Here is a 20,360-nt window from a genome sequence, read left to right on the forward strand (position 1 = left end):
TGGCCACTGAACAGCCACTGTCACGGCGTGTCGTAGCTACAGGCATCCCTTGGACTCTGGTAAATCATGGCCACACACGAAGACGGAAAAACTCCGAACCTGTCGCAGGAAGAGCAGCAGGATGTCGACGAGAACCAACCACCCCGCGCGGCGGTGCTGCACGAAATCATCCGCACCCAAGGCGATCAGGAACTGGAGCGCAGCGTCGCCGCCCTATGGTGGTCGGCGCTGGCCGCCGGCCTGACCATGGGGTTGTCGTTGATGGCCATGGGATTGCTCAATTCGCGCCTGCCCGACGGTGAGGCGTTCAAGGTCATCGCCAGCTTCGGCTACTGTGCAGGTTTCCTCGCAGTGATCCTGGCGCGCCAGCAACTGTTTACGGAAAACACCCTGACCGCCGTATTGCCGGTGATGAGCAAGCCGACTTTGGCCAATGCCGGGCGCTTGTTGCGGCTGTGGTCGGTGGTGTTGGTGGGTAACCTGTGCGGCACCTTACTGGTGGCCTACGTGATGCTGCACTTGCCGATTTTCGACACCAAGACCGATCAGGCCTTTCTGGAGATCGGGCGCAAGGTCATGGAAAACGACGCCGGCCAGATGTTCGCCAAGGGCATCATCTCGGGCTGGATGATTGCCACCATGGTGTGGATGATCCCGTCAATGGAAAGCGCCAAGATGTGGATCATCATTGTGATCACCTACCTGATGGCCCTGGGGGATTTCACGCACATCGTGGTGGGCTCGGCAGAGGTTTCGTACCTAGTGTTTGCCGGCGAACTGTCGTGGCATGACTTCTGGCTAGTGTTTGCCGGCCCAACCCTGGCCGGCAATATCATCGGTGGCAGCTTTATCTTCGCATTGATCAGCCATGCGCAGATTCGCAGCGAGAGCAGCCTGCCAAACAAAAAAGCTGCGGACCCGCGACATCCGCAGCGTATCGACAAAAATCAGTGAACCTCGGGCAATCGCGCGATAGAACCTTTCGGTGTGCCATGGCTCATAGCGGATACGTGCGGTTTTGCGTATGTAGTGCTAGAACTCTAATCGCTGCATAAAACGACAAAAGGAATAAGTCATGACAGTCGCTTTCTGGTGTGTGTTGATCGCCATTTTTTTGCCGTACTTGTGCACGGGGGTGGCCAAGTTCAGTGGGGGCAAATTCGGGTTGCGCCACAACCATGACCCGCGGGCTTTTCTGGAGGGCCTGGACGGTGTGGCCAAGCGTGCCCACAGCGCGCAGCTCAACGGTTTTGAGGTCACCCCGGCATTCGCGGCGGCGGTGATTATCGCCCATCTGGCGGGTACGGCCGAATTGGTGACCATTAACGTGCTGGCGGTGCTGTTTATCACCAGCCGTCTGCTGTACATCATTTGCTACCTGGCGGACTGGGCGATCCTGCGTTCGCTGGTGTGGGCGGTGGGGATGGCGTTGATCGCGAGTTTCTTCTTCGTCTCGATCTGAGGCGCGGCGCCACTGCCCAATGTGGGAGAGGTGTGTTCCCTCCCTCATTGGGCTTTCAGCGTTGGTCAGGTGCCGGTGGGCGCGTCCGGCACTTGCGGCAACGTTGCGCCCTTGGGCCATAGCATCCAGATCTGGCCCTGCTGTTTCATATTCCCCGCTAACTCACCCGCCGCATCGCCGGTGCCCCAAAACAGGTCCGCACGCACTTCGCCAGTGATGGCGCCACCGGTGTCCTGGGCGGCGACCGGGCGGGCAATCGGCGAACCGTCTGGCTTGGTGGTCGACAGCCACAACAGGCTGCCCAACGGAATCACCTTACGATCCACCGCCACGCTGTAGCCGGCGGTCAGCGGCACATTCAGCGAGCCCCGTGGGCCTTCGTTGCTGTCGGGGCGGGCGCTGAAGAACACATAGCTGGGGTTGCTTGCCAGCAGTTCCGGAATGCGTTGCGGGTGAGCCTTGGCCCAGGCGCTGATGGCACCCATGCTGACCTCTTCTTTCTTCAGTTCACCCTGTTCCACCAGCCAGCGGCCGATAGGGCGGTAGGGGTAGCCGTTCTGGTCGCCGTAACCCACGCGCAATTGGCGCCCGCCTTTGAGTTGGATGCGCCCCGAACCCTGGATCTGTAGGAATTGCAGGTCCATCGGGTCGGTAAGCCAGGCGATCGGCTTGGCGCTGGAGCCCTGGCCGTTGATCACACTGGCATCGTCATACGGTTTGAGCACGCGGCCTTCCAGGCGACCACGCAGGCGCTTGCCTTTGAGTTCGGGGTAAATGCTCTCCAGATTGACGATGATCAGATCATCCGGCACCCCGTAGACCGGCACGTGAGCAGTGGCGGTCTTGGTCAGGCTGCCGGGGTAGACCGGCTCGTAATAGCCGGTGATCAAGCCGTTGGGCGTGTTGTCCGCCGAGCGCAGGCCGAAAACGTCCAGGCGCTCCTTGAGAAAACCGCGCACTGCTGGCGCATCGGCCGGGACCGTAGCCGCTGCGGCGCAGGTCGCGCCCCAGACCGGGTCGGCCTTGAGGCGTTGGCAGGCGCTACGCCAGGCTTCGAAACCGGCCATTAAGTCGTTGTCGGACACCACCGGCAAGGCTTCCCACGGAGTATTCACGTAGGTGGCGACGGCGTGAGGTTTGACGGTTTCATCTTTGCCGACTTCTTTGCCTGTGTCCTTGCCAGCGTCGCAGCCGGCCAGCAGCGCGATGAGTAGAGCCCACGCCAGACGGCGGCTCCAGGGTTTCAATGTGATAGTCATCCAAGCAATTCCTGAAGCGATCACCCACGCCGAAGCGGCGCTGGGCAACCCTTATTATTAATAGGGCTATTGGTCTTTGCGGACGGGGCGAGGATACTGGCCGCCGTTTCCGTGACCTTGAAGCCATCATGACTTTTAAAAGACTGACTGTTGTATTGCTGGCCTGCCTGACTTTGTCCGCCTGTGGCGGAGTGGATCCGAATTCGCCTCTGGGTCAGCGCAAGGCGATCTTCAAACAGATGCTCAAGACCAGCGAAGACCTGGGCGGCATGTTGCGTGGGCGTATCCCGTTCGATGGCGCGAAGTTCGCCGAAGGCGCGGCCAAACTCGATACGTTGGCCCACGAACCGTGGCAGCACTTTCCGAGCGTGCGTGAAGAAGATCACACCAGCGCCAAGGACGACGTGTGGCAAAAGCAGGCGCAGTTCCAGCAACTGGCGCGCGACCTGGAAGCGGCCACCGGTGAATTGGTGATCGCCAGCCAGGTTCAGCCTTACAAGGCCAACAACCTCGGGCCTGCGGTGCAGAAAGTCGAAGATGCCTGCAGTGCCTGCCATAAACAGTTCCGGGACCATTGATCGGTATTACTGGTCGAGTTCTTCCACTGCGTTCTGCAACTCTTTGCGTGACTCGGCCAGCTTGTCTTTGCGCTTGTTGATCTTGTCTGGGTCGCCCTTTTTCATGGCCTTGTCGAGGTCGGCCTGACGACGGCTGACTTCATGCTTGGCGTCGAGCACCTTGTTCTCCCGCTCTTTTTTCAGGGTGGCGTCGTTGCAATGGGCGGTGACTTCGCTCAGGGCTTTTTCCAGGCCGGCTTGCTGTTCGCTGTTGCCGTGGGCCTTGGCTTGCTCGATCTGGGTGCTGATGGCTTGGCGCTTGGCGGCGCAGCCGGTGAGGGGTTCTGCATCATCGGCCGCCAGCAACGGCGTGGTCATCAGGCTTGCGACAATCGATAAGGCAAATGGGGCTAAACATTTCATAGGGAACTCCTGGATCGCAAATGGCAGGATGAATTCTGCCGACTGTTAAAGCGGTGTCTGGCGGGTTCAGAACCCGTCTATCCCGGCCGCATGTAGTGTTTCCGCCAAGACCCGCACCTGCGGGTCGTGAAAAAAAGCGCTCAATTGCGCCGCTCGACCCGGCCCGATGCCATCTTCGGCCATCCAGGCTTGGGTGTCGCGGGCGACCAGCGTGTGCCAGTCACCCTTGAGGTTGTTGCGTGCCACAGGCGGGACGCCCAAGGCTTTGAGCCATTGCGCAAAGGGCCGTTGTCGAGCGCGGTGGAGGCTGTCGAGCACCCGCGTGCGACTTTGCTCACCAAAGCCATCAATGTTAGCAAGCTGCGCCGCATCCAGGGTTAACCAATCGAGAAAGCCTGCGATTAGACCGGCCTGGATCAATACGTTCCAGGTCTCGCGGCCCATATGAGGTAGCGCCAGGCCCTGGTTGCCGCTGAGCCAGGTCAGGCGCGCGAGCAATTGCTCTTCGCAGCCTGGGTCCAGTTGCCAGCAACTCAAAGCGTGAAAGTCCTTTGGATTGGGGACGGCCAAGGCGACTCGGTTGGGGTTGCGCAGGATGACTTGGTCCAACCGCGGAATGATCTGGCCCGCAAGGGTGATGGACACTTGGTCGCCGGGACGAATATCCAAGGTTTGCCAGCGCTTCAGGGAGCCAGCGCTGACCCGTTTGATCTGCCGGTCGTCCAGCCGCACCGGTTCCAACTCCAAGAGGGGAGTGATCCGCCCGGTGCGACCGATCTTGAACCGCACTTGGCGCACCAGGGCCAGCGCCTTGGTGGCCGGATATTTCCAGGCTACGGCCCAGTAAGGCGTGCTGACTTGCCAGCGTTCGGCGGGCGCGCGCGATGCCTGATGCAACACGACTCCATCACTGGCAAAGGGCAGCGCATGGTTATACCAATAGGTGCGCCAGTGCGCGGCTTCGTCGAGGCTCTGGACGGGGTGACTGTAGCGCTGGCTGTCTGTGAAGCCCCAGCGCGCCAGGGTCGCCAGACGCTCGCTGAACCCAGAAGGGGTATCGGGCCAGGCCCAGACGAACAGGCCAATACCGGCAGCGTCGGCGTCGCTCAACTGGCGGCGGTTCATCAGCCCGGCCACCTTGCTGCGAGCATTGAGCCCGCCCTGTAGCGATTGCACATGGGCATCCAGGCGCCAATAGAGTTCACCTTGCAACACCAGGTCGATGGGGTCTGGCAACTGCTGGACAATTCCGGGAATCTTGCGCGCAGACGCCGACCAGTCCTGGCCAAGCACTCCATCGCCACGGCTGATCACCTGCGCCAGCCGACCTTTGCGATAAACCAGGGTCACCGCGACGCCATCTACCTTGGGTTGAACCCACACGTCCTGCCGCGTCGCCAGCCAGGCCCCGACTGCTTGTTCGTCCAAGAGTTTTTCCAGGCCGGTGTGAGCGACCGGGTGGCGCAAGGTGCCGCGTGAACTGGCCAGCGGCCGGTCGGGTGGAGCAGTGGGGGAAGGGAAGCATTGGCGCCAATGAGCCAGACGTTGGCGGGCTTGATCGTAGAGCTCGTCGCTGACGGGAGATTGGCCGAGGCGGTGGTAACGGTCGTCCCACACGCGTACCTGTTCGGCCAGGGCATCGACCTGATGACGGGCTTCGTCGGGGCAGCTCTCGGCCAAGGCCCCAAAGGTTAACGCGCTGAGTAAAAGAGCAATCAAAAAACGCATTGTGAGCATCCTTGCTCGGAAGGGGCGCCTAGCCTAAATGATCGGTTTGCCCACAAAAAAGCCCCGACAGTGCGGGGCTTTTTACCGGGTGTTTCTGTTTACTTGAACAGACCGCCCAGGGCTTTCACTGCATCGTTCTTATCCGCTTTGGCCGCCTGGTTTTGCTGCTTGGCGTCGGCCTTGGCCTGGGACTCAGCCAATTTGTTGCAACCTTTGTTGACCTGTTCCAGCGCGGCTTCAAACGCACGCACTTTCAACACGTCGTTCTGGGCGTTGGCCGCATCGATCTTGGCCTGCAGGTCGTTGGCTTGCTTCTGGCAGTCGCCGGCATTGCCGCCACCTGTATGTGCGCCCAGGACGCTGCTCAGTGCGCTCAGATCGGCGGTGTGGGCCGGCAGGGCGAACAAGCTGAGCAGAAGGGCGGCGGGGGCGAGCGTGGAGATGCGCATGAAAAACCTCAATGTTCGATTGCCGCGCCGGGTGATCCCGGACTGGCGCAAGGCAATATCCAAATAGGGTGGGTGCCCGAGAGGGCGCGGATTCTAGAGAGCCATTATTTTGCCTGCAAGGTTGGGAGCCAAAAAATGTGAACGCCCGCCCGATTCATCGGGCAATAAAAAGCCCTGCCGGGCGGACCGGGCAGGGCTGTTTGAGTAGCGCGACTGTTACAGGCCGGCGGCGGTACGCAGGTCGTTGGCGCGGTCGGTTTTTTCCCAGGTGAAGGTGGTGAAGGTGTCATCGCCGACAGTCTTCTGCTCAGGCGTACGACCGAAGTGGCCGTAGGCTGCGGTCTCCTGGTACATCGGGTGCAGCAGGTCAAGCATGGTGGTGATCGCGTAGGGGCGCAGGTCGAAGACTTCACGCACCAGTTTGACGATCTTGTCATCGCTGATCTTGCCGGTGCCGAAGGTATTCAGCGAGATCGACGTAGGCTGAGCCACGCCGATAGCGTAGGAAACCTGAATTTCGCAACGTTCGGCCAGGCCGGCGGCCACGATGTTCTTGGCTACGTAACGACCGGCGTAGGCGGCCGAACGGTCCACTTTGGACGGGTCTTTGCCGGAGAACGCACCACCGCCGTGGCGGGCCATGCCGCCGTAGCTGTCGACGATGATCTTGCGACCGGTCAGGCCGCAGTCGCCCACTGGGCCGCCGATGATGAACTGGCCAGTCGGGTTGATATGGAACTGGGTGTCCTTGCTCAGCAGTTCGGCCGGCAGTACGTGTTTGACGATCAGTTCCATCACGCCTTCGCGCAGGTCGGCGTAGGACACATCCGGGTTGTGCTGAGTCGACAGCACCACCGCGTCGATGCCGACGACTTTGCCGCCTTCGTAACGGCAGGTTACCTGGGACTTGGCGTCCGGACGCAGCCACGGCAGCAGGCCGGATTTACGGGCTTCGGCCTGGCGCTTGACCAACTGGTGGGAGAAGGTGATCGGGGCCGGCATCAGCACGTCGGTTTCGTTGCTGGCGTAGCCGAACATCAGGCCCTGGTCGCCTGCGCCTTGGTCTTCCGGTTTGGCGCGGTCGACACCCTGGTTGATGTCGGGCGACTGCTTGCCAATGATGTTCATCACGCCGCAGGTGGCGCCGTCGAAGCCGACGTCGGAGCTGTTGTAGCCGATGTCGGTGATCACGTCGCGGACCAGTTGCTCCAGGTCGACCCAGGCGGAGGTGGTCACTTCGCCGGCGATGATCGCTACACCGGTTTTCACCAGGGTCTCGCACGCCACGCGGGCGAACTTGTCTTCAGCGATGATGGCGTCCAGCACCGCATCAGAAATCTGGTCGGCGATTTTGTCCGGATGCCCTTCAGACACGGACTCGGAGGTGAAAAGGGAGTATTCGCTCATCTCGATGTTTTCCTGATATTTACCGATGGTGAGTGTCGCCAGCCGGTCGCTGAAAGTGGCGGACCTGGATCTGGAAACCATTACGTAAACCTACATAGAGGCTTTCCCCGGGAACGAGTCCCGCAGCGGTGGCCCAACGGGCCAGATCGTCCTGTTCAAAACCCAACCAGAGATCACCGCAGGCCTCCCTGGCCCAACTCTGGTTGTGGCTGCATAAATCCGTCACCAGCAGGCTGCCGCCGGGGTGCAGTAACCCGGCCATTTGCTTGAGGGCGTCGGCGGGGGCGGCGAAATGGTGCAAGACCATGTTCAGCACCACGCAGTCGGCCCGCAGGCTGCTGTCTTTCAAGGCGTCGGCCAACTGCAGGTTGACGTTGCCCAAGGCTTCTCGCTCGCAGAGCTGGCGCGCCAGCTCCAGCATTGCCGGGCTGTTGTCCAGCGCCGTGACTTGCTGAAAGCGGCGTGCCAGCTCCGGCAGAAAACCGCCGTCGCCGGGGCCGACTTCCAGTGCCGTGGCCTCTTCACTGAAGCTCAGCTTGTCCAACAACGCCAGCACGCTGTCACGGTACTGCGGTAAACCGGCAATCAAATCCTGCTGGGCGCGAAACTTCTCGGCGACCCGTGCGAAAAAGTCCTGACTGGCCGCGGCACGTTGCCCGTGGACCTGGCCGATACGTGCCTGGACATCGTTCGGCAGGCTCAGGTTGTCCACTTCCTCCAGCAGGGCGGCGTGCAGCTTGCCGCCGAGCAGGTCGGTGTGGGGCAGGGCGCGGCGGTAAAAAATCGCATTGCCTTCGCGGCGGGTGGCGACCAATTCGGCCTGGGACAGCACCTTTAAGTGATGGCTCATGCCTGATTGGCCGATGGCGAAAATCTGCGCCAGCTCCAGCACCCCGAAAGAATCGTTGGTCAGGGCCCGTAAAACGTTCAGGCGCAAGGGGTCGCCGGCGGCTTTGCACAAAGCGGCCAGCTCTTCACCATCGTCGGGACGCAGGGAGGGCACAGATAGGTTCATAAGGCCAGCAGTCTAGTGGTGGGGCAGGGCGCTCGCAAGGTCAATATCAAAAAGTTTTGATATTGATCGATAAGTGGCGGTTATAAGCAGTCGCTATAACCTTTAGACGAACACGTGAAAGGTTTGCGCAGACGATTACCGCGCAAACCACAGGAAAAACCGCCTCAAGTGACTATCTGTCATTGCCCGCAGGCGGTGGCTGAGGGAAAATGCCGGTCCTTTTTTCCGTTTCTTTCTATATCCGCAGGAGAACAGCGATGCCCAGCCGTCGTGAGCGTGCCAACGCCATTCGTGCCCTCAGCATGGATGCCGTGCAAAAAGCCAACAGCGGCCATCCCGGTGCCCCGATGGGCATGGCGGATATCGCCGAAGTGCTTTGGCGTGACTACCTGAAACACAACCCGAGCAACCCATCGTTCGCCGACCGTGACCGCTTCGTGCTGTCCAACGGCCATGGCTCGATGCTGATCTATTCGCTGCTGCACCTGACCGGCTACGACGTCACCATCGACGACCTCAAAAGCTTCCGCCAGCTGCACAGCCGCACGCCGGGCCACCCGGAATTCGGCTACACCCCAGGCGTCGAGACCACCACCGGGCCGCTGGGCCAAGGCCTGGCCAACGCCGTGGGTTTCGCCCTGGCTGAAAAAGTGCTGGGCGCGCAGTTCAACCGCCCTGGCCACGACATCGTCGATCACCACACCTATGTGTTCCTGGGTGATGGCTGCATGATGGAAGGCATTTCCCACGAAGTCGCGTCCCTGGCCGGCACCCTGGGCCTGGGCAAGCTGATCGCCTTCTACGATGACAACGGCATCTCCATCGACGGCGAAGTCGAAGGCTGGTTCACCGATGACACCCCGAAGCGTTTCGAAGCCTACAACTGGCAGGTGATCCGCAACGTCGACGGTCACGACCCGGAAGAAATCAAAACCGCGATCGACACCGCCCGCAAGAGCGCGCAGCCGACCCTCATCTGCTGCAAGACCACCATCGGTTTCGGCTCGCCGAACAAGCAAGGCAAGGAAGACTGCCACGGCGCTCCACTGGGTGACGCGGAAATCGCCCTGACCCGCGAAGCGCTGAAGTGGAACCACGGCCCGTTCGAAATCCCGGCTGACATCTACGCCGAATGGGATGCCAAGGAAAAAGGCCTGGCCACCGAAGCCGAGTGGGACCAGCGCTTCGCTGCCTACTCCGCCGAATTCCCGGAACTGGCCAACGAGCTGGTCCGACGCCTGGCCGGTGATCTGCCTGCTGACTTCTCGGAGAAAGCCTCGGCCTACATCGCCGAAGTTGCGGCCAAGGGCGAGACCATCGCCAGCCGTAAAGCCAGCCAGAACACCCTGAACGCCTTTGGCCCGCTGCTGCCTGAGTTCCTCGGTGGTTCGGCCGACCTGGCCGGGTCCAACCTGACCCTGTGGAAAGGCTGCAAAGGTGTCACGGCCGAAGACGCCAGCGGCAACTACATGTACTACGGCGTGCGCGAGTTCGGCATGAGCGCCATCATGAACGGCGTGTCCTTGCACGGTGGTCTGGTGCCTTACGGCGCAACCTTCCTGATGTTCATGGAATACGCCCGCAACGCCGTGCGCATGGCCGCGCTGATGAAGAAGCGCGTCATCCATGTGTACACCCACGACTCCATCGGTCTGGGCGAAGACGGCCCGACGCACCAGCCGGTCGAACAACTGACCAGCCTGCGTACCACGCCGAACCTGGATTGCTGGCGCCCAGCCGACGCGGTGGAATCCGCCGTGGCCTGGAAGCACGCCATCGAGCGTAAAGACGGTCCTACGGCGCTGATCTTCTCCCGTCAGAACCTGCAGCACCAGGCGCGCACCGACGCGCAGATCGCCGACATCAGCCGTGGCGGTTACGTGCTCAAGGACTGCGTGGGCGAGCCGGAGCTGATTCTGATCTCCACCGGTTCTGAAGTGGGCCTGGCGGTTCAGGCTTACGACAAGCTGACTGAGCAGGGCCGCAACGTGCGCGTTGTATCCATGCCGTGCACCAGCGTGTTCGAAGCCCAGGACGCCGGCTACAAGCAATCGGTGCTGCCGTTGCAGGTCAGCGCGCGTATCGCCATCGAGGCGGCACACGCCGACTACTGGTACAAATACGTGGGCCTGGAAGGCCGCGTGATCGGCATGACCACCTACGGTGAGTCGGCGCCGGCGCCAGCCTTGTTCGAAGAGTTTGGCTTCACCCTGGAAAACATCCTGGGTCAGGCTGAAGAGCTGCTGGAAGACTAAGTCAGTCTGCGTTGTCTGTACTGGCGCTATCGCGGGCAAGCCCGCTCCTACATTGGATCGCGATCTGAAGGTGGGAGCGGGCTTGCCCGCGATGGCGTCGGAACATTCAACACTGAGCGAACTATAGATCGAGAGCCCCATGCCCCAAACGCGTCCCTACAAAGTTGCACTCAACGGCTACGGCCGCATTGGTCGTTGCGTCTTGCGTGCTCTGTTCGAGCGAGGGGCGGCAGCCGGGTTCGAGATTGTTGCCATCAATGATCTGGCGGACATGGCCAGCATCGAATACCTGACACGCTTTGACTCCACCCATGGCCGATTCCCCGGCGAAGTGCGGGTCGACGGCGATTGTCTGCATATCAATGGCAACTGCGTGAAAGTCCTGCGCAGTGCCTCCCCCGAGGGCATCGACTGGGCGGCGCTGGACGTCGACCTGGTGTTGGAATGCTCCGGTGCCTATAACACCCGCGCCGATGGCCAGCGGTTTCTCGATGCCGGCGCGCCGCGTGTGCTGTTTTCCCAGCCGATGGCCAGCGAGGCGGATGTCGACGCCACCATCGTCTATGGCATCAACCAGGATTGCCTGACTGGCGATGAGCGGTTGGTGTCCAATGCGTCCTGTACCACCAACTGCAGCGTGCCGTTGTTGCGCCTGCTGGATCAGGCGATCGGCCTGGATTATGTGTCGATCACCACGATCCACTCGGCCATGAACGACCAGCCGGTGATCGACGCTTACCACCACGAAGACCTGCGCCGCACGCGGTCGGCGTTCCAGTCAGTGATTCCGGTGTCTACCGGCCTGGCGCGCGGCATCGAACGCTTGCTGCCGGAACTTGCCGGGCGAATCCAGGCCAAAGCCGTACGTGTGCCGACGGTGAACGTGTCTTGCCTGGATATCACCATGCAAACCGTCAGCGACACCGATGCCGTGGAGGTCAACCGGATCCTGCGCGAGGCCGCCACCGGCGGTCCGCTCAAAGGTTTGCTGGCCTACACCGAGTTGCCCCACGCCAGTTGCGATTTCAACCATGACCCGCATTCGGCGATTGTCGATGCCAGCCAGACCCGCGTTTCCGGCCCGAGGCTGGTGAACATCTTGGCCTGGTTCGATAACGAATGGGGTTTTGCCAATCGAATGCTGGATGTTGCGGAACATTATCTGCACATCGCCTCTAAACAACCTCAACAGTAATTCAGGAACTGCGACCCATGACCGTGTTGAAGATGACCGACCTCGATCTGCAAGGTAAGCGCGTACTGATTCGCGAAGACCTCAACGTCCCAGTCAAAGACGGTGTTGTCACTAGCGATGCGCGAATCCTGGCCTCGCTGCCGACCATCAAGCTGGCCCTGGAAAAAGGCGCGGCCGTGATGGTCTGCTCCCATCTGGGTCGTCCGACCGAAGGTGAGTTCTCCGCTGAAAACAGCCTCAAGCCGGTAGCCGATTACCTGAGCAAGGCCCTGGGCCGTGAAGTGCCGCTGGTGGCTGACTACCTGGGCGGCGTTGACGTGAAGGCCGGCGATATCGTGCTGTTCGAAAACGTGCGCTTCAACAAAGGCGAGAAAAAGAACAGCGACGAACTGGCCCAGCAATATGCTGCGCTGTGCGATGTGTTCGTCATGGACGCCTTCGGCACCGCTCACCGCGCCGAAGGTTCGACCCACGGCGTGGCCAAGTTCGCCAAGGTTGCGGCTGCCGGCCCTCTGTTGGCCGCTGAGCTGGAAGCCCTGGGCAAGGCCCTGGGCGCGCCGGCACAGCCGATGGCCGCCATCGTGGCGGGCTCCAAGGTGTCCACCAAGTTGGACGTACTTAACAGCCTCAGCCAGATCTGCAATCAGTTGATCGTCGGCGGCGGCATCGCCAACACTTTCCTGGCCGCAGCTGGCCACCCGGTGGGCAAGTCCCTGTACGAGCCGGATCTGCTCGACACCGCCCGCGCCATCGCCGCCAAAGTCAGCGTGCCGTTGCCGGTGGATGTGGTCGTGGCCAAGGAATTCGCCGAAAGCGCCGAAGCTACCGTCAAGCTGATCGCTGACGTAGCCGCCGATGACATGATTCTGGATATCGGCCCGCAAACCGCGGCTAACTTCGCTGAGTTGTTGAAGGCCTCCAAGACCATTCTGTGGAACGGTCCGGTCGGCGTGTTCGAGTTCGACCAGTTCGGCAACGGCACTAAGGTGCTGGCCAAGGCCATCGCCGACAGCTCGGCATTCTCCATTGCCGGTGGCGGCGACACCCTGGCGGCCATCGATAAATATGGCGTGGCTGACCAAATCTCCTACATTTCTACCGGTGGTGGCGCATTCCTCGAATTCGTCGAAGGCAAAGTGCTGCCGGCCGTTGAAGTGCTGGAAACCCGAGCCAAGGGTTAAGGCTCGTGATCCGGAAAAGGAGCATTCCTATGATCAAGTCATTGGCGCTGGTATTCGCGACGGGCCTGCTGGCCGGCTGCGGCAGCGCGCCCACTGCGGCGTCGACGCCCGAACAGCCTGCGGCGCAGCAGAAACAGAGCTGCTACCAGGCTGACTGGCAGGCCGAAACCATGCCGGTGATCAACAAGCGCATCGGCAATGAACGGCTGGAGAAATATGACTCCGCGCCCAACGGTCAGGAACAGGGTTGCCCTTGACGGGTCTGATCAACTAACCGACAGCAGTGGCGGCCTTTGGGTCGCCGTTCGAGGATTGGCAATGAAAGGCGTTTTCGCCCTGGCGGCACTGGCTCTGTTGGCCGGTTGCAGCAACATCAACATGTTCAATAAGGCAGACCCTGCCGATAAGTGGACCACTTGGACTTGCGACAGCAAGGCCGAGGTCAACTGGCGCTTTGCCAATGCGGCCCGCAGCGAGGTGGATGTGCGCCTCGGCGGTTCCGACCAGGTCTACCGCCTTAAACAGGAGGTTGCCGCCTCGGGCGTGCTGTACAGCAACGACCAGCTGGCGTTTCACACCAAAGGTGAGGAAGGCCTGGTTTACTGGGTCGCCACCGACGATTTGATCGGGCGTGGCTGCAAGGCCCAATAAGATTTCAAATTTGGTGATATCCAATGTGGGAGGGGGCTTGCCCCCGATAGCGGTTTTTCAGCACACCCATGTGCTGGCTGATCCACTGTCATCGGGGGCAAGCCCCCTCCCACATTAAATCCGGCTCCAAAGTGGCATATGTTGTGGGTCGGACACAGCAATAACGATTCAGCATGCCAGGCCCATAACGCCTGGCCTGCAATAACTTGAATAGCAGCCGCCGCTACGGCAGGCTTGCACGATTAACGACCCTCGACCGGGAGAGACAACACAATGGCACTTATCAGCATGCGTCAAATGCTGGACCACGCAGCCGAGTTCGGCTACGGCGTCCCAGCCTTTAACGTCAACAACCTTGAGCAGATGCGCGCCATCATGGAAGCCGCTGACAAGACCGACTCCCCAGTGATCGTCCAGGCTTCGGCCGGTGCCCGCAAATACGCCGGCGCGCCGTTCCTGCGTCACCTGATCCTGGCCGCGATCGAAGAATTCCCGCACATTCCGGTGTGCATGCACCAAGACCATGGCACCAGCCCTGACGTGTGCCAACGCTCCATCCAACTGGGCTTCAGCTCGGTCATGATGGACGGCTCCCTCGGCGAAGACGGCAAGACCCCTACCGACTACGAATACAACGTCCGCGTTACCCAGCAAACCGTGGCCATGGCCCACGCTTGCGGTGTTTCGGTGGAAGGCGAGCTGGGCTGCCTGGGTTCCCTGGAAACCGGCATGGCTGGTGAAGAAGACGGCATCGGCGCCGAAGGCGTGCTGGATCACAGCCAAATGCTGACCGACCCGGAAGAAGCCGCTGACTTCGTGAAAAAGACCCAGGTCGACGCCCTGGCCATCGCCATCGGCACCAGCCACGGCGCCTACAAGTTCACCAAGCCGCCGACCGGCGACGTACTGGCCATCGACCGTATCAAGGAAATCCACAAGCGCATCCCTAACACCCACCTGGTGATGCACGGTTCTTCCTCGGTACCGCAGGAATGGCTGGCGATCATCAACCAGTACGGCGGCGACATCAAAGAAACCTACGGCGTACCGGTTGAAGAAATCGTCGAAGGCATCAAGTACGGCGTGCGCAAAGTCAACATCGACACCGACCTGCGCCTGGCCTCCACCGGCGCAATGCGTCGCCTGATGGCCACCAACCCGAGCGAATTCGACCCACGCAAATTCTTCGGCGCCACCGTGACTGCGATGCGTGATGTGTGTATCGCTCGTTACGAAGCATTTGGTACTGCGGGCAATGCGTCGAAGATCAAGCCGATCTCGTTGGAAGCCATGTACCAGCGTTACTTGAAAGGCGAGTTGAACGCTAAGGTGAACTAAGCCTTAGGCGTTTAAAAAGAAGCCCGCAGTGATGCGGGCTTTTTCTTGTTGAGATTTGGCTAGGTGGGTTCGCAAGACAGGAGATTCACGGAATGAACTTTTTGATTCTGCACTAGCTGACAGGTGTGTGCGCTTGTTTTTTTTGCAAGTATAAATAGACCATAACGGACGCCGACGCAGTTAGAAATGCCATGCCTGCTGCCACAATAAAAGGTGCTGGGCGACCACCCGCGATTATTAGCATTGTTCCTAAAGAGGGGCCCGTTATCACGCACAGTATTTGAATGCTTCTAAATGATAGGGATATTCTTCCAATATTGTCTGCAGGACATAATTGCTGAAGAATTATATTTGAAGATATTATGAGCGTCTCATAGCCGAAGCCATTCAAAAACCAAACTATTGGATAAAAATAGGCTCTTCCAGGTATTTGAAAAAATACTAAAATTGCGGTCAGGATTAATGCTGTAGAGAAAATAAGTAATGCGCCTGACCGAAGAAGAGTTTCATCGAAGTTTCTCAATTTAAATTTCATCATCAATGCGGCACATATCGCACCTCCGGCCGTCGCTGATACGATTATTGAAAAATTGACTGGAGGTAAACCTTCATACGCCAGAAAAGACGCCAAATGCGGGTCATAAATACCTAAAGCCAACGATGTAAGCAGGGAGTACAAAAAGCCTATGCGTAGTTGAAAAGGTAAGGCGTTGAATATAGATAGTCCTCTTATTATATCGAGATAAAGTGGTAAGGCTTTGATGGAGCTGGCCTTCATTTGCGTTCGGAGTGACAGGCAAATAGACCTCAGGAGTGGAAAGGTTAATAAAACTGCGGTAGCCGAGAAAAAGAATAAATCTTTAGGTGATAATACTGCCGTTAACACTCCTGCAAGTAAAGGTGCAAGAATTTTTGACGATTGATCAAATAAACTTACGTGGCTGAAAAAAGATTTGTGCTCATCAGCATGTATCAATTGCCGAACAAGAATGGTTATTGATGGAAGGTAAAATAAGGTTGACATGCCTTTGAATATGACGAAAAGCAAAAAGCTGTTAAGGTCTGGAGACACTGCTAGCCCTAAAGTAGACAGTATGCGGAGTGAAGCGCCGGATACTAGTGTTTTCCTTACATCATATCGATCTATCAGCGATCCTATAATCGGACCTAGAAACAACATAGGCGCACCCAGGCAAAAAGCCAGGAACGCTATCGAAGAAGGAGAGGCATGCCATAGATAAACGGGAACCGTGAAAATTAAAAAAATATCGAGCCACAGTGAGAAACTGGATAGCGCTTGCACGCAAATAAGCTTACTTGACGTTTTCATTATGACGGTCTGAATGCAGAAAAAGCGTATCTTCAAATACGAAGCCATCCAGTTCATTTTCACTGGCGAATCGATACAAGTCGCTTAGTCTATTTATAAAGCCGCATCCGTTGAAATTTAAAGAGGTGTTACAAAGTACGCCGACTCCTGATACGGCATGATAGGTGCTGAGTAATTGGTGCATACGAATATTCTGTAATTTATTGACTGATTGCGGACGCGCTGAGTTATCGACGTGTGTCACCGCCGGTATGCTAGCTGAGATAACTTTGCGAAATTCCAGCATGAAGGGTGAGGGGTCAGGGGGATAGAAGTATTCAGCCATACATTCTTCTAAACATATCGGAGCTATAGGGCGAAACCCTTCGCGTTTCTTGATTTTGTTTAATCTAACGAGATTTTCTCTAGGATAGGGCGCCGCTAATATTGAGCGATTTCCAAGAGCCCTAGGACCTATTTCATATCTACCCTGTACCCAACCTAATATGCAGCCTGTATGAAGCAGTCGTGCTACACGTCTAGTATCGTAGGGCTCGCTAACGAAGATGCCAGTGTTATCTGTGTCAGAGTATGATGGTTCTCCTGCATAGGGTGACCAAGTTATTTTCGCAATTCCTTTGGTGTGCAATAATGCATCAATCGCAGTTCCAATTGCAGACCCACTGTCGTTTGTGCACGGAGGAATAAATACATCAGAGAATAGTTTCGTCTCTTTCCATTTGGAATTCCAATCACAATTTAATCCGCATCCGCCGACTATTAATAAGGGTGCGTCATCAAAAATAAGTTTCTGTGCATAATCGCGAAACATATTGAAGATTGCGTTTGAGAAGTGATGTGCAAGTGATGCAAATCTAGGGTGCTCGATTCCCATGTTATAATATGCGCTGTTACTGAATTGAAGTTTGTGAAGTTTTCTAAAATTTATGTTATTGTCGAGTAAGGTGGCGATTATATGTATGGCGTCCTGGTCAAGATCGCCATTTTCTCCATAAGCAGCAAGTGCCATGAGCTTGCCTGCATCACTTAAACGAATTTTTCCTGGTCCAAGATTGAAGGTAGGATCTGCGAGCGCATATAAAAAAGCAAATCTGTCCCCAGGGTTTTTAAGTGCATTACCCAATTTGGTGATATTTACGTTTTCATCAATTCGATAGAATGCACCGAAATAGCCCTCCCAGAGCAATGCATAGCAAGGCTTTCCTTGAGGAAAGGGTGAAAGCCCGTATCCGCATAAGAGGTGTGAACGCTCATGGGATGATGAAAAATAAGTAATGTTGTGACCAAACATTGAGCGTTCTTGATGAATGATATTTTTTAGTCCTGAATAGCCCGCACCAATGATGTCGCTTTCTGAGTTCAGTCCTTTGCCTTTGCTCCACCCGCTCTGAGCTACTACGTCCACGGGTTTTTTGATCATTTGGGAGACTTTCAACAGTACGTCAGGTGTCACGCCTGAAAAGCGAAAGCCGTTATCTTTTTCTGCTTCTACACAAAACTCCAAGTGGTCATCAATAATTAGGGCTGCCGCCCCGTCATGTCCATCTTTAAGGCCAAGTATTACGGTTTCATTGTTTTTTACATTGACCATGCTCAATCCCCTTAATTAGAATCAGGATCCGTCAAGTAGTTCTCTAACTTCTCTAGTGTACGAACTACCTGTTCCATGTCCCGCTCCTACTAAAAAAATGACTTGCTCCGAAGGGAGGTTGACTTCTAAGAGTTCATTTATTTCTTTGTCATGAAAGTAACCGGTCAGCCAAGGGTGTAGGCCAAGCGCCGTGATTAATAAATTTGCAGTTTGTGATAAATGTCCAACGTCGAGCAGCATGGGACGATAGGCGCGAGAGTGCGGGTATTTCCACCAAAGCTTGTCAAAACGAGATGTGAAAAAAAAATTGCGAATGCTAAATTGTTTGCCCAGTGCTGACCGCATAAATAAGTAGATAATACTTCAGGCGGAAGGTCGCGTACCCTCTCCAGGGTATGCTGTTCACATATATAATGATAAATGCCAGGGTCAAGATCCTCGACATTTTGCACCCATACATAACCCTCCGTAGCTTGTAAGCCTCCGGCCGAAGGTGATGTCCTTCTGAAACCAAATTTTTGAGCGCCAATGGGAGCGTCGTAATCGGTCTCTTTTTTGTCCGCTAAAGTTCCATACAGTATGGTCGCCAGTGATGATATTGATATTGGGGTGTCAAAAAAATCTCGGCAGGTGTGACGTGCTAAAAGCGTCTCCCAGAGGCTTGCTTCTTTAATGGCCGAAAGATTTGGAGGGGGTAGTAATGTCTTTTTTCCTCCTTTTATTAAAAAAATATTTGGTTCATTTTTATGAATTGACTTACAAAAATCTAAATAGCTTTTAGCGTACTCAATGTACATTTCAGGCTTGTCTGGGGTTGGAGGATTTGGATGAGACGTTCCGATATGGAATATTTTTGATAGCACGTCCCAGCCCCAATCATCGGTTGGCTTCACTTCACACAGTACCCCGGAGCTATCTATAGACACGTCATCGGCTGTGTCCGATACGAAATCGCCTGTGGAAAAAGTCACTAGCCGTTCAAATTCACTTACGCTTATTTGAAATTGGATGTGATTTCTATAGTCCCACAAATAAATCGCACCATCTTTCAATAGAAAGAATATGTCATTCGAAAGCCATTTTTTTTTCGCAGAACACATAGCCGCCTGACCACCCATGAGTGAGGTTCATTTTTAGTGGCTGCCTGAGCCGAAGCCCAGGCGGCATATTGTTATTTAACTGCTAGCTTTCTGCCGTCAGACGCTTCGATAACGCTACCTCCACCGTTGGGGGTATATTTATAGCGCGGTACAGTCACGCTCTTAATTGAGAAGTGAGGTGTCTGGTACGCATCGTTTGACTGATTGTTAAGCGTCGGTTCTATAATTACACGATTCATATATAGTTCCTCAGTGTTATTGCATTCGCAGATTGGCGATGCACTCAAACCGTATGAAGGTTTATTTTGATTGTCAATGTGTATTTTTTCAGCTGTATTATTTTTAGCTAAGTCCTTGTTTATTTTTTTTGTATGAGCTTGTCGGGTTATTCTGATTGATATTTCCTACATTTCGCGCTACCGCTGATTTTTGAAAATATTAAGCAATACACAGTTATGTAATATTTGGTTGCATATGTGCGAAAGATTTGATTGTCGTTGTGATTCAAATATTCTTCTTTGCGGCTTAATTTCGAGAGTTTGGTCGGAGAATCCGAGCACAACGCAGGGAATATCTACGTTAATATTGACCAGTATTGGGGGGGGCGCCCTAGCGGCCATGAACGTAATATGGGGTGTGTATCACGCGTTATAACGCGTTTGTACTGGGGTAATAAATCCTCAGGGATTCAGCCGATTTATTAGGGTACGCTGTGCAGCACTTAGCAGAATCCAGACTCGCGCTTAAATCCCAAGCAATAGGCATAAAAAACCGAGCCCTATCAAGCTCATTAATGGGGGCGGTGTGCTGACCTATTATTCGGTTATCTATAGGTTTGTGGTTATTTGGAATTCATCTATAAGACTGTCAAAGTTTACAGTGTCATCGATTGCGTTTTGTCCTCATTATTGGGCTATCAATTCAGTAAAGGAGTACGCGGTCATGACACTTTCAAAGTGCTTGAAAATGGGTGCAGCAATCGGTGCTTTTATGCTTATAGGGCAGGTATGCGGAGTGGAGTTGAATTGCCCTGAGGTCTCGACCATCAAGGCTGTCAGTCGCCAGTTTGCGGATCAGAGCGGTGTTTGGAAGGGTGAGCAATACATGGAAGACAGTTCTATTACAGCCGCATTTAAGTTCCAAGGTGCAGCCATCAAACAAGGTACAGATAGTGAGACCAGCCACGCTTATTACTATGTGGCTTGTAATTACGTCGGAGCAGGAAGTGACGACTACTTGAGAATGGCCCAGAGATTCGTTTCGTCTCCCGTGGCACAGGGCTCTAATTGGAATGAGAACAACGAATGTATCCAGAGCGGTGTTTCTAAATGCGCCTTTAACGTAATGAATTCAAAAGGACCTGCTCCGATTAAATTGCCTGTGCAATAAGCAGGTGAAAAGCCCCTCGCAAATGTGGGG

General features: G+C 56.1%; 20 protein-coding genes. 10 read left to right on the plus strand and 10 right to left on the minus strand.

Going from position 1 to position 20,360, the window contains the following annotated elements; genetic code table 11:
* Nucleotides 1-66 precede the first annotated feature (66 nt).
* Both FIV35_RS04365 and FIV35_RS04370 read left to right on the plus strand, forming a co-directional pair.
* On the plus strand, nt 67-954 hold the full coding sequence (locus tag FIV35_RS04365; protein ID WP_034139643.1) for a formate/nitrite transporter family protein: 888 nt from the start codon (nt 67-69) through the stop codon (nt 952-954).
* A 121-nt stretch (nt 955-1,075) separates the two neighbouring features.
* A complete protein-coding gene (locus FIV35_RS04370) occupies nt 1,076-1,462 on the plus strand; it encodes an MAPEG family protein (RefSeq protein ID WP_034101230.1) in 387 nt (128 codons plus the stop codon).
* A 65-nt stretch (nt 1,463-1,527) separates the two neighbouring features.
* Here FIV35_RS04370 and mltA read toward each other — a convergent pair whose 3' ends face one another.
* Nucleotides 1,528-2,721, minus strand: coding sequence for a murein transglycosylase A (gene mltA / locus FIV35_RS04375; protein WP_034139642.1), 1,194 nt, complete (start codon nt 2,719-2,721; stop codon nt 1,528-1,530).
* Between the two features lie 128 nt (nt 2,722-2,849).
* Here mltA and FIV35_RS04380 point away from each other — a divergent pair, with 128 nt between their 5' ends.
* Nucleotides 2,850-3,299 (plus strand): c-type cytochrome, encoded by a 450-nt coding sequence (locus FIV35_RS04380; RefSeq protein ID WP_034101227.1) that lies wholly within the window; start codon nt 2,850-2,852, stop codon nt 3,297-3,299.
* Between the two features lie 6 nt (nt 3,300-3,305).
* Here FIV35_RS04380 and FIV35_RS04385 read toward each other — a convergent pair whose 3' ends face one another.
* The 5 genes from FIV35_RS04385 to FIV35_RS04405 all read right to left on the minus strand — a co-directional run bounded on the left by FIV35_RS04385 (nt 3,306) and on the right by FIV35_RS04405 (nt 8,300).
* Nucleotides 3,306-3,701: a DUF1090 domain-containing protein gene (locus FIV35_RS04385; protein ID WP_034115340.1), complete on the minus strand. Its 396-nt coding sequence runs from the start codon at nt 3,699-3,701 to the stop codon at nt 3,306-3,308.
* Nucleotides 3,702-3,767: 66 nt separating this feature from the next.
* Entirely contained in the window at nt 3,768-5,429 is a 1,662-nt protein-coding gene (gene ligB / locus FIV35_RS04390) for an NAD-dependent DNA ligase LigB (RefSeq protein ID WP_034139641.1), read from the minus strand.
* A gap of 98 nt (nt 5,430-5,527) precedes the next feature.
* Nucleotides 5,528-5,878, minus strand: coding sequence for a DUF1090 family protein (locus FIV35_RS04395; protein WP_034101224.1), 351 nt, complete (start codon nt 5,876-5,878; stop codon nt 5,528-5,530).
* 216 nt (nt 5,879-6,094) lie between these two features.
* Nucleotides 6,095-7,285, minus strand: coding sequence for a methionine adenosyltransferase (metK, locus tag FIV35_RS04400; protein WP_034115338.1), 1,191 nt, complete (start codon nt 7,283-7,285; stop codon nt 6,095-6,097).
* Between the two features lie 19 nt (nt 7,286-7,304).
* Nucleotides 7,305-8,300 carry an ArsR/SmtB family transcription factor gene (locus FIV35_RS04405; protein ID WP_034139640.1) on the minus strand — a complete coding sequence of 332 codons (996 nt, stop codon included), beginning with the start codon at nt 8,298-8,300 and terminating at the stop codon, nt 7,305-7,307.
* Between the two features lie 257 nt (nt 8,301-8,557).
* Here FIV35_RS04405 and tkt point away from each other — a divergent pair, with 257 nt between their 5' ends.
* The 6 genes from tkt (at nt 8,558) to fba (ending at nt 14,920) form a co-directional block, all read left to right on the plus strand.
* Complete coding sequence (gene tkt, locus FIV35_RS04410; protein WP_034139639.1) at nt 8,558-10,555, plus strand: transketolase; 1,998 nt, start codon at nt 8,558-8,560, stop codon at nt 10,553-10,555.
* Between the two features lie 139 nt (nt 10,556-10,694).
* Entirely contained in the window at nt 10,695-11,750 is a 1,056-nt protein-coding gene (epd, locus tag FIV35_RS04415) for an erythrose-4-phosphate dehydrogenase (protein ID WP_034139638.1), read from the plus strand.
* A 17-nt stretch (nt 11,751-11,767) separates the two neighbouring features.
* Nucleotides 11,768-12,931, plus strand: coding sequence for a phosphoglycerate kinase (locus FIV35_RS04420; protein ID WP_034101219.1), 1,164 nt, complete (start codon nt 11,768-11,770; stop codon nt 12,929-12,931).
* A gap of 29 nt (nt 12,932-12,960) precedes the next feature.
* The gene (locus FIV35_RS04425) at nt 12,961-13,188 is read left to right on the plus strand and encodes a lipoprotein (protein ID WP_034139637.1); all 228 of its coding nucleotides are present in this window, start codon (nt 12,961-12,963) and stop codon (nt 13,186-13,188) included.
* A gap of 61 nt (nt 13,189-13,249) precedes the next feature.
* Nucleotides 13,250-13,582, plus strand: coding sequence for an MliC family protein (locus tag FIV35_RS04430; protein WP_034139636.1), 333 nt, complete (start codon nt 13,250-13,252; stop codon nt 13,580-13,582).
* A gap of 273 nt (nt 13,583-13,855) precedes the next feature.
* Nucleotides 13,856-14,920, plus strand: a complete 1,065-nt coding sequence (fba, locus tag FIV35_RS04435) for a class II fructose-bisphosphate aldolase (RefSeq protein ID WP_003177554.1) — start codon at nt 13,856-13,858, stop codon at nt 14,918-14,920.
* A gap of 112 nt (nt 14,921-15,032) precedes the next feature.
* Here fba and FIV35_RS04440 read toward each other — a convergent pair whose 3' ends face one another.
* From FIV35_RS04440 to FIV35_RS29850, 4 genes are read right to left on the minus strand one after another with little or no spacing between them, the layout of a single operon-like run.
* Complete coding sequence (locus FIV35_RS04440; protein WP_231980885.1) at nt 15,033-16,250, minus strand: MFS transporter; 1,218 nt, start codon at nt 16,248-16,250, stop codon at nt 15,033-15,035.
* Nucleotides 16,234-17,841: a carbamoyltransferase C-terminal domain-containing protein gene (locus FIV35_RS04445; RefSeq protein ID WP_080761490.1), complete on the minus strand. Its 1,608-nt coding sequence runs from the start codon at nt 17,839-17,841 to the stop codon at nt 16,234-16,236. The genes FIV35_RS04440 and FIV35_RS04445 overlap by 17 nt, the downstream gene beginning before the upstream one ends.
* A gap of 21 nt (nt 17,842-17,862) precedes the next feature.
* A complete protein-coding gene (locus FIV35_RS30240) occupies nt 17,863-18,081 on the minus strand; it encodes a nitroreductase family protein (RefSeq protein WP_377731548.1) in 219 nt (72 codons plus the stop codon).
* Nucleotides 18,036-18,959 (minus strand): nitroreductase family protein, encoded by a 924-nt coding sequence (locus FIV35_RS29850; protein ID WP_231980886.1) that lies wholly within the window; start codon nt 18,957-18,959, stop codon nt 18,036-18,038. Before FIV35_RS29850 ends, FIV35_RS30240 begins: the two co-directional genes overlap by 46 nt.
* A 924-nt stretch (nt 18,960-19,883) precedes the next feature.
* Here FIV35_RS29850 and FIV35_RS04455 point away from each other — a divergent pair.
* Nucleotides 19,884-20,330, plus strand: a complete 447-nt coding sequence (locus FIV35_RS04455; RefSeq protein WP_034139635.1) for a DUF3757 domain-containing protein — start codon at nt 19,884-19,886, stop codon at nt 20,328-20,330.
* The last annotated feature ends 30 nt before the right edge of the window (nt 20,331-20,360 follow it).

The organism is Pseudomonas rhodesiae, from assembly GCF_007858255.1.
GTDB classification, from domain to species: Bacteria; Pseudomonadota; Gammaproteobacteria; order Pseudomonadales; family Pseudomonadaceae; genus Aquipseudomonas; species Aquipseudomonas rhodesiae.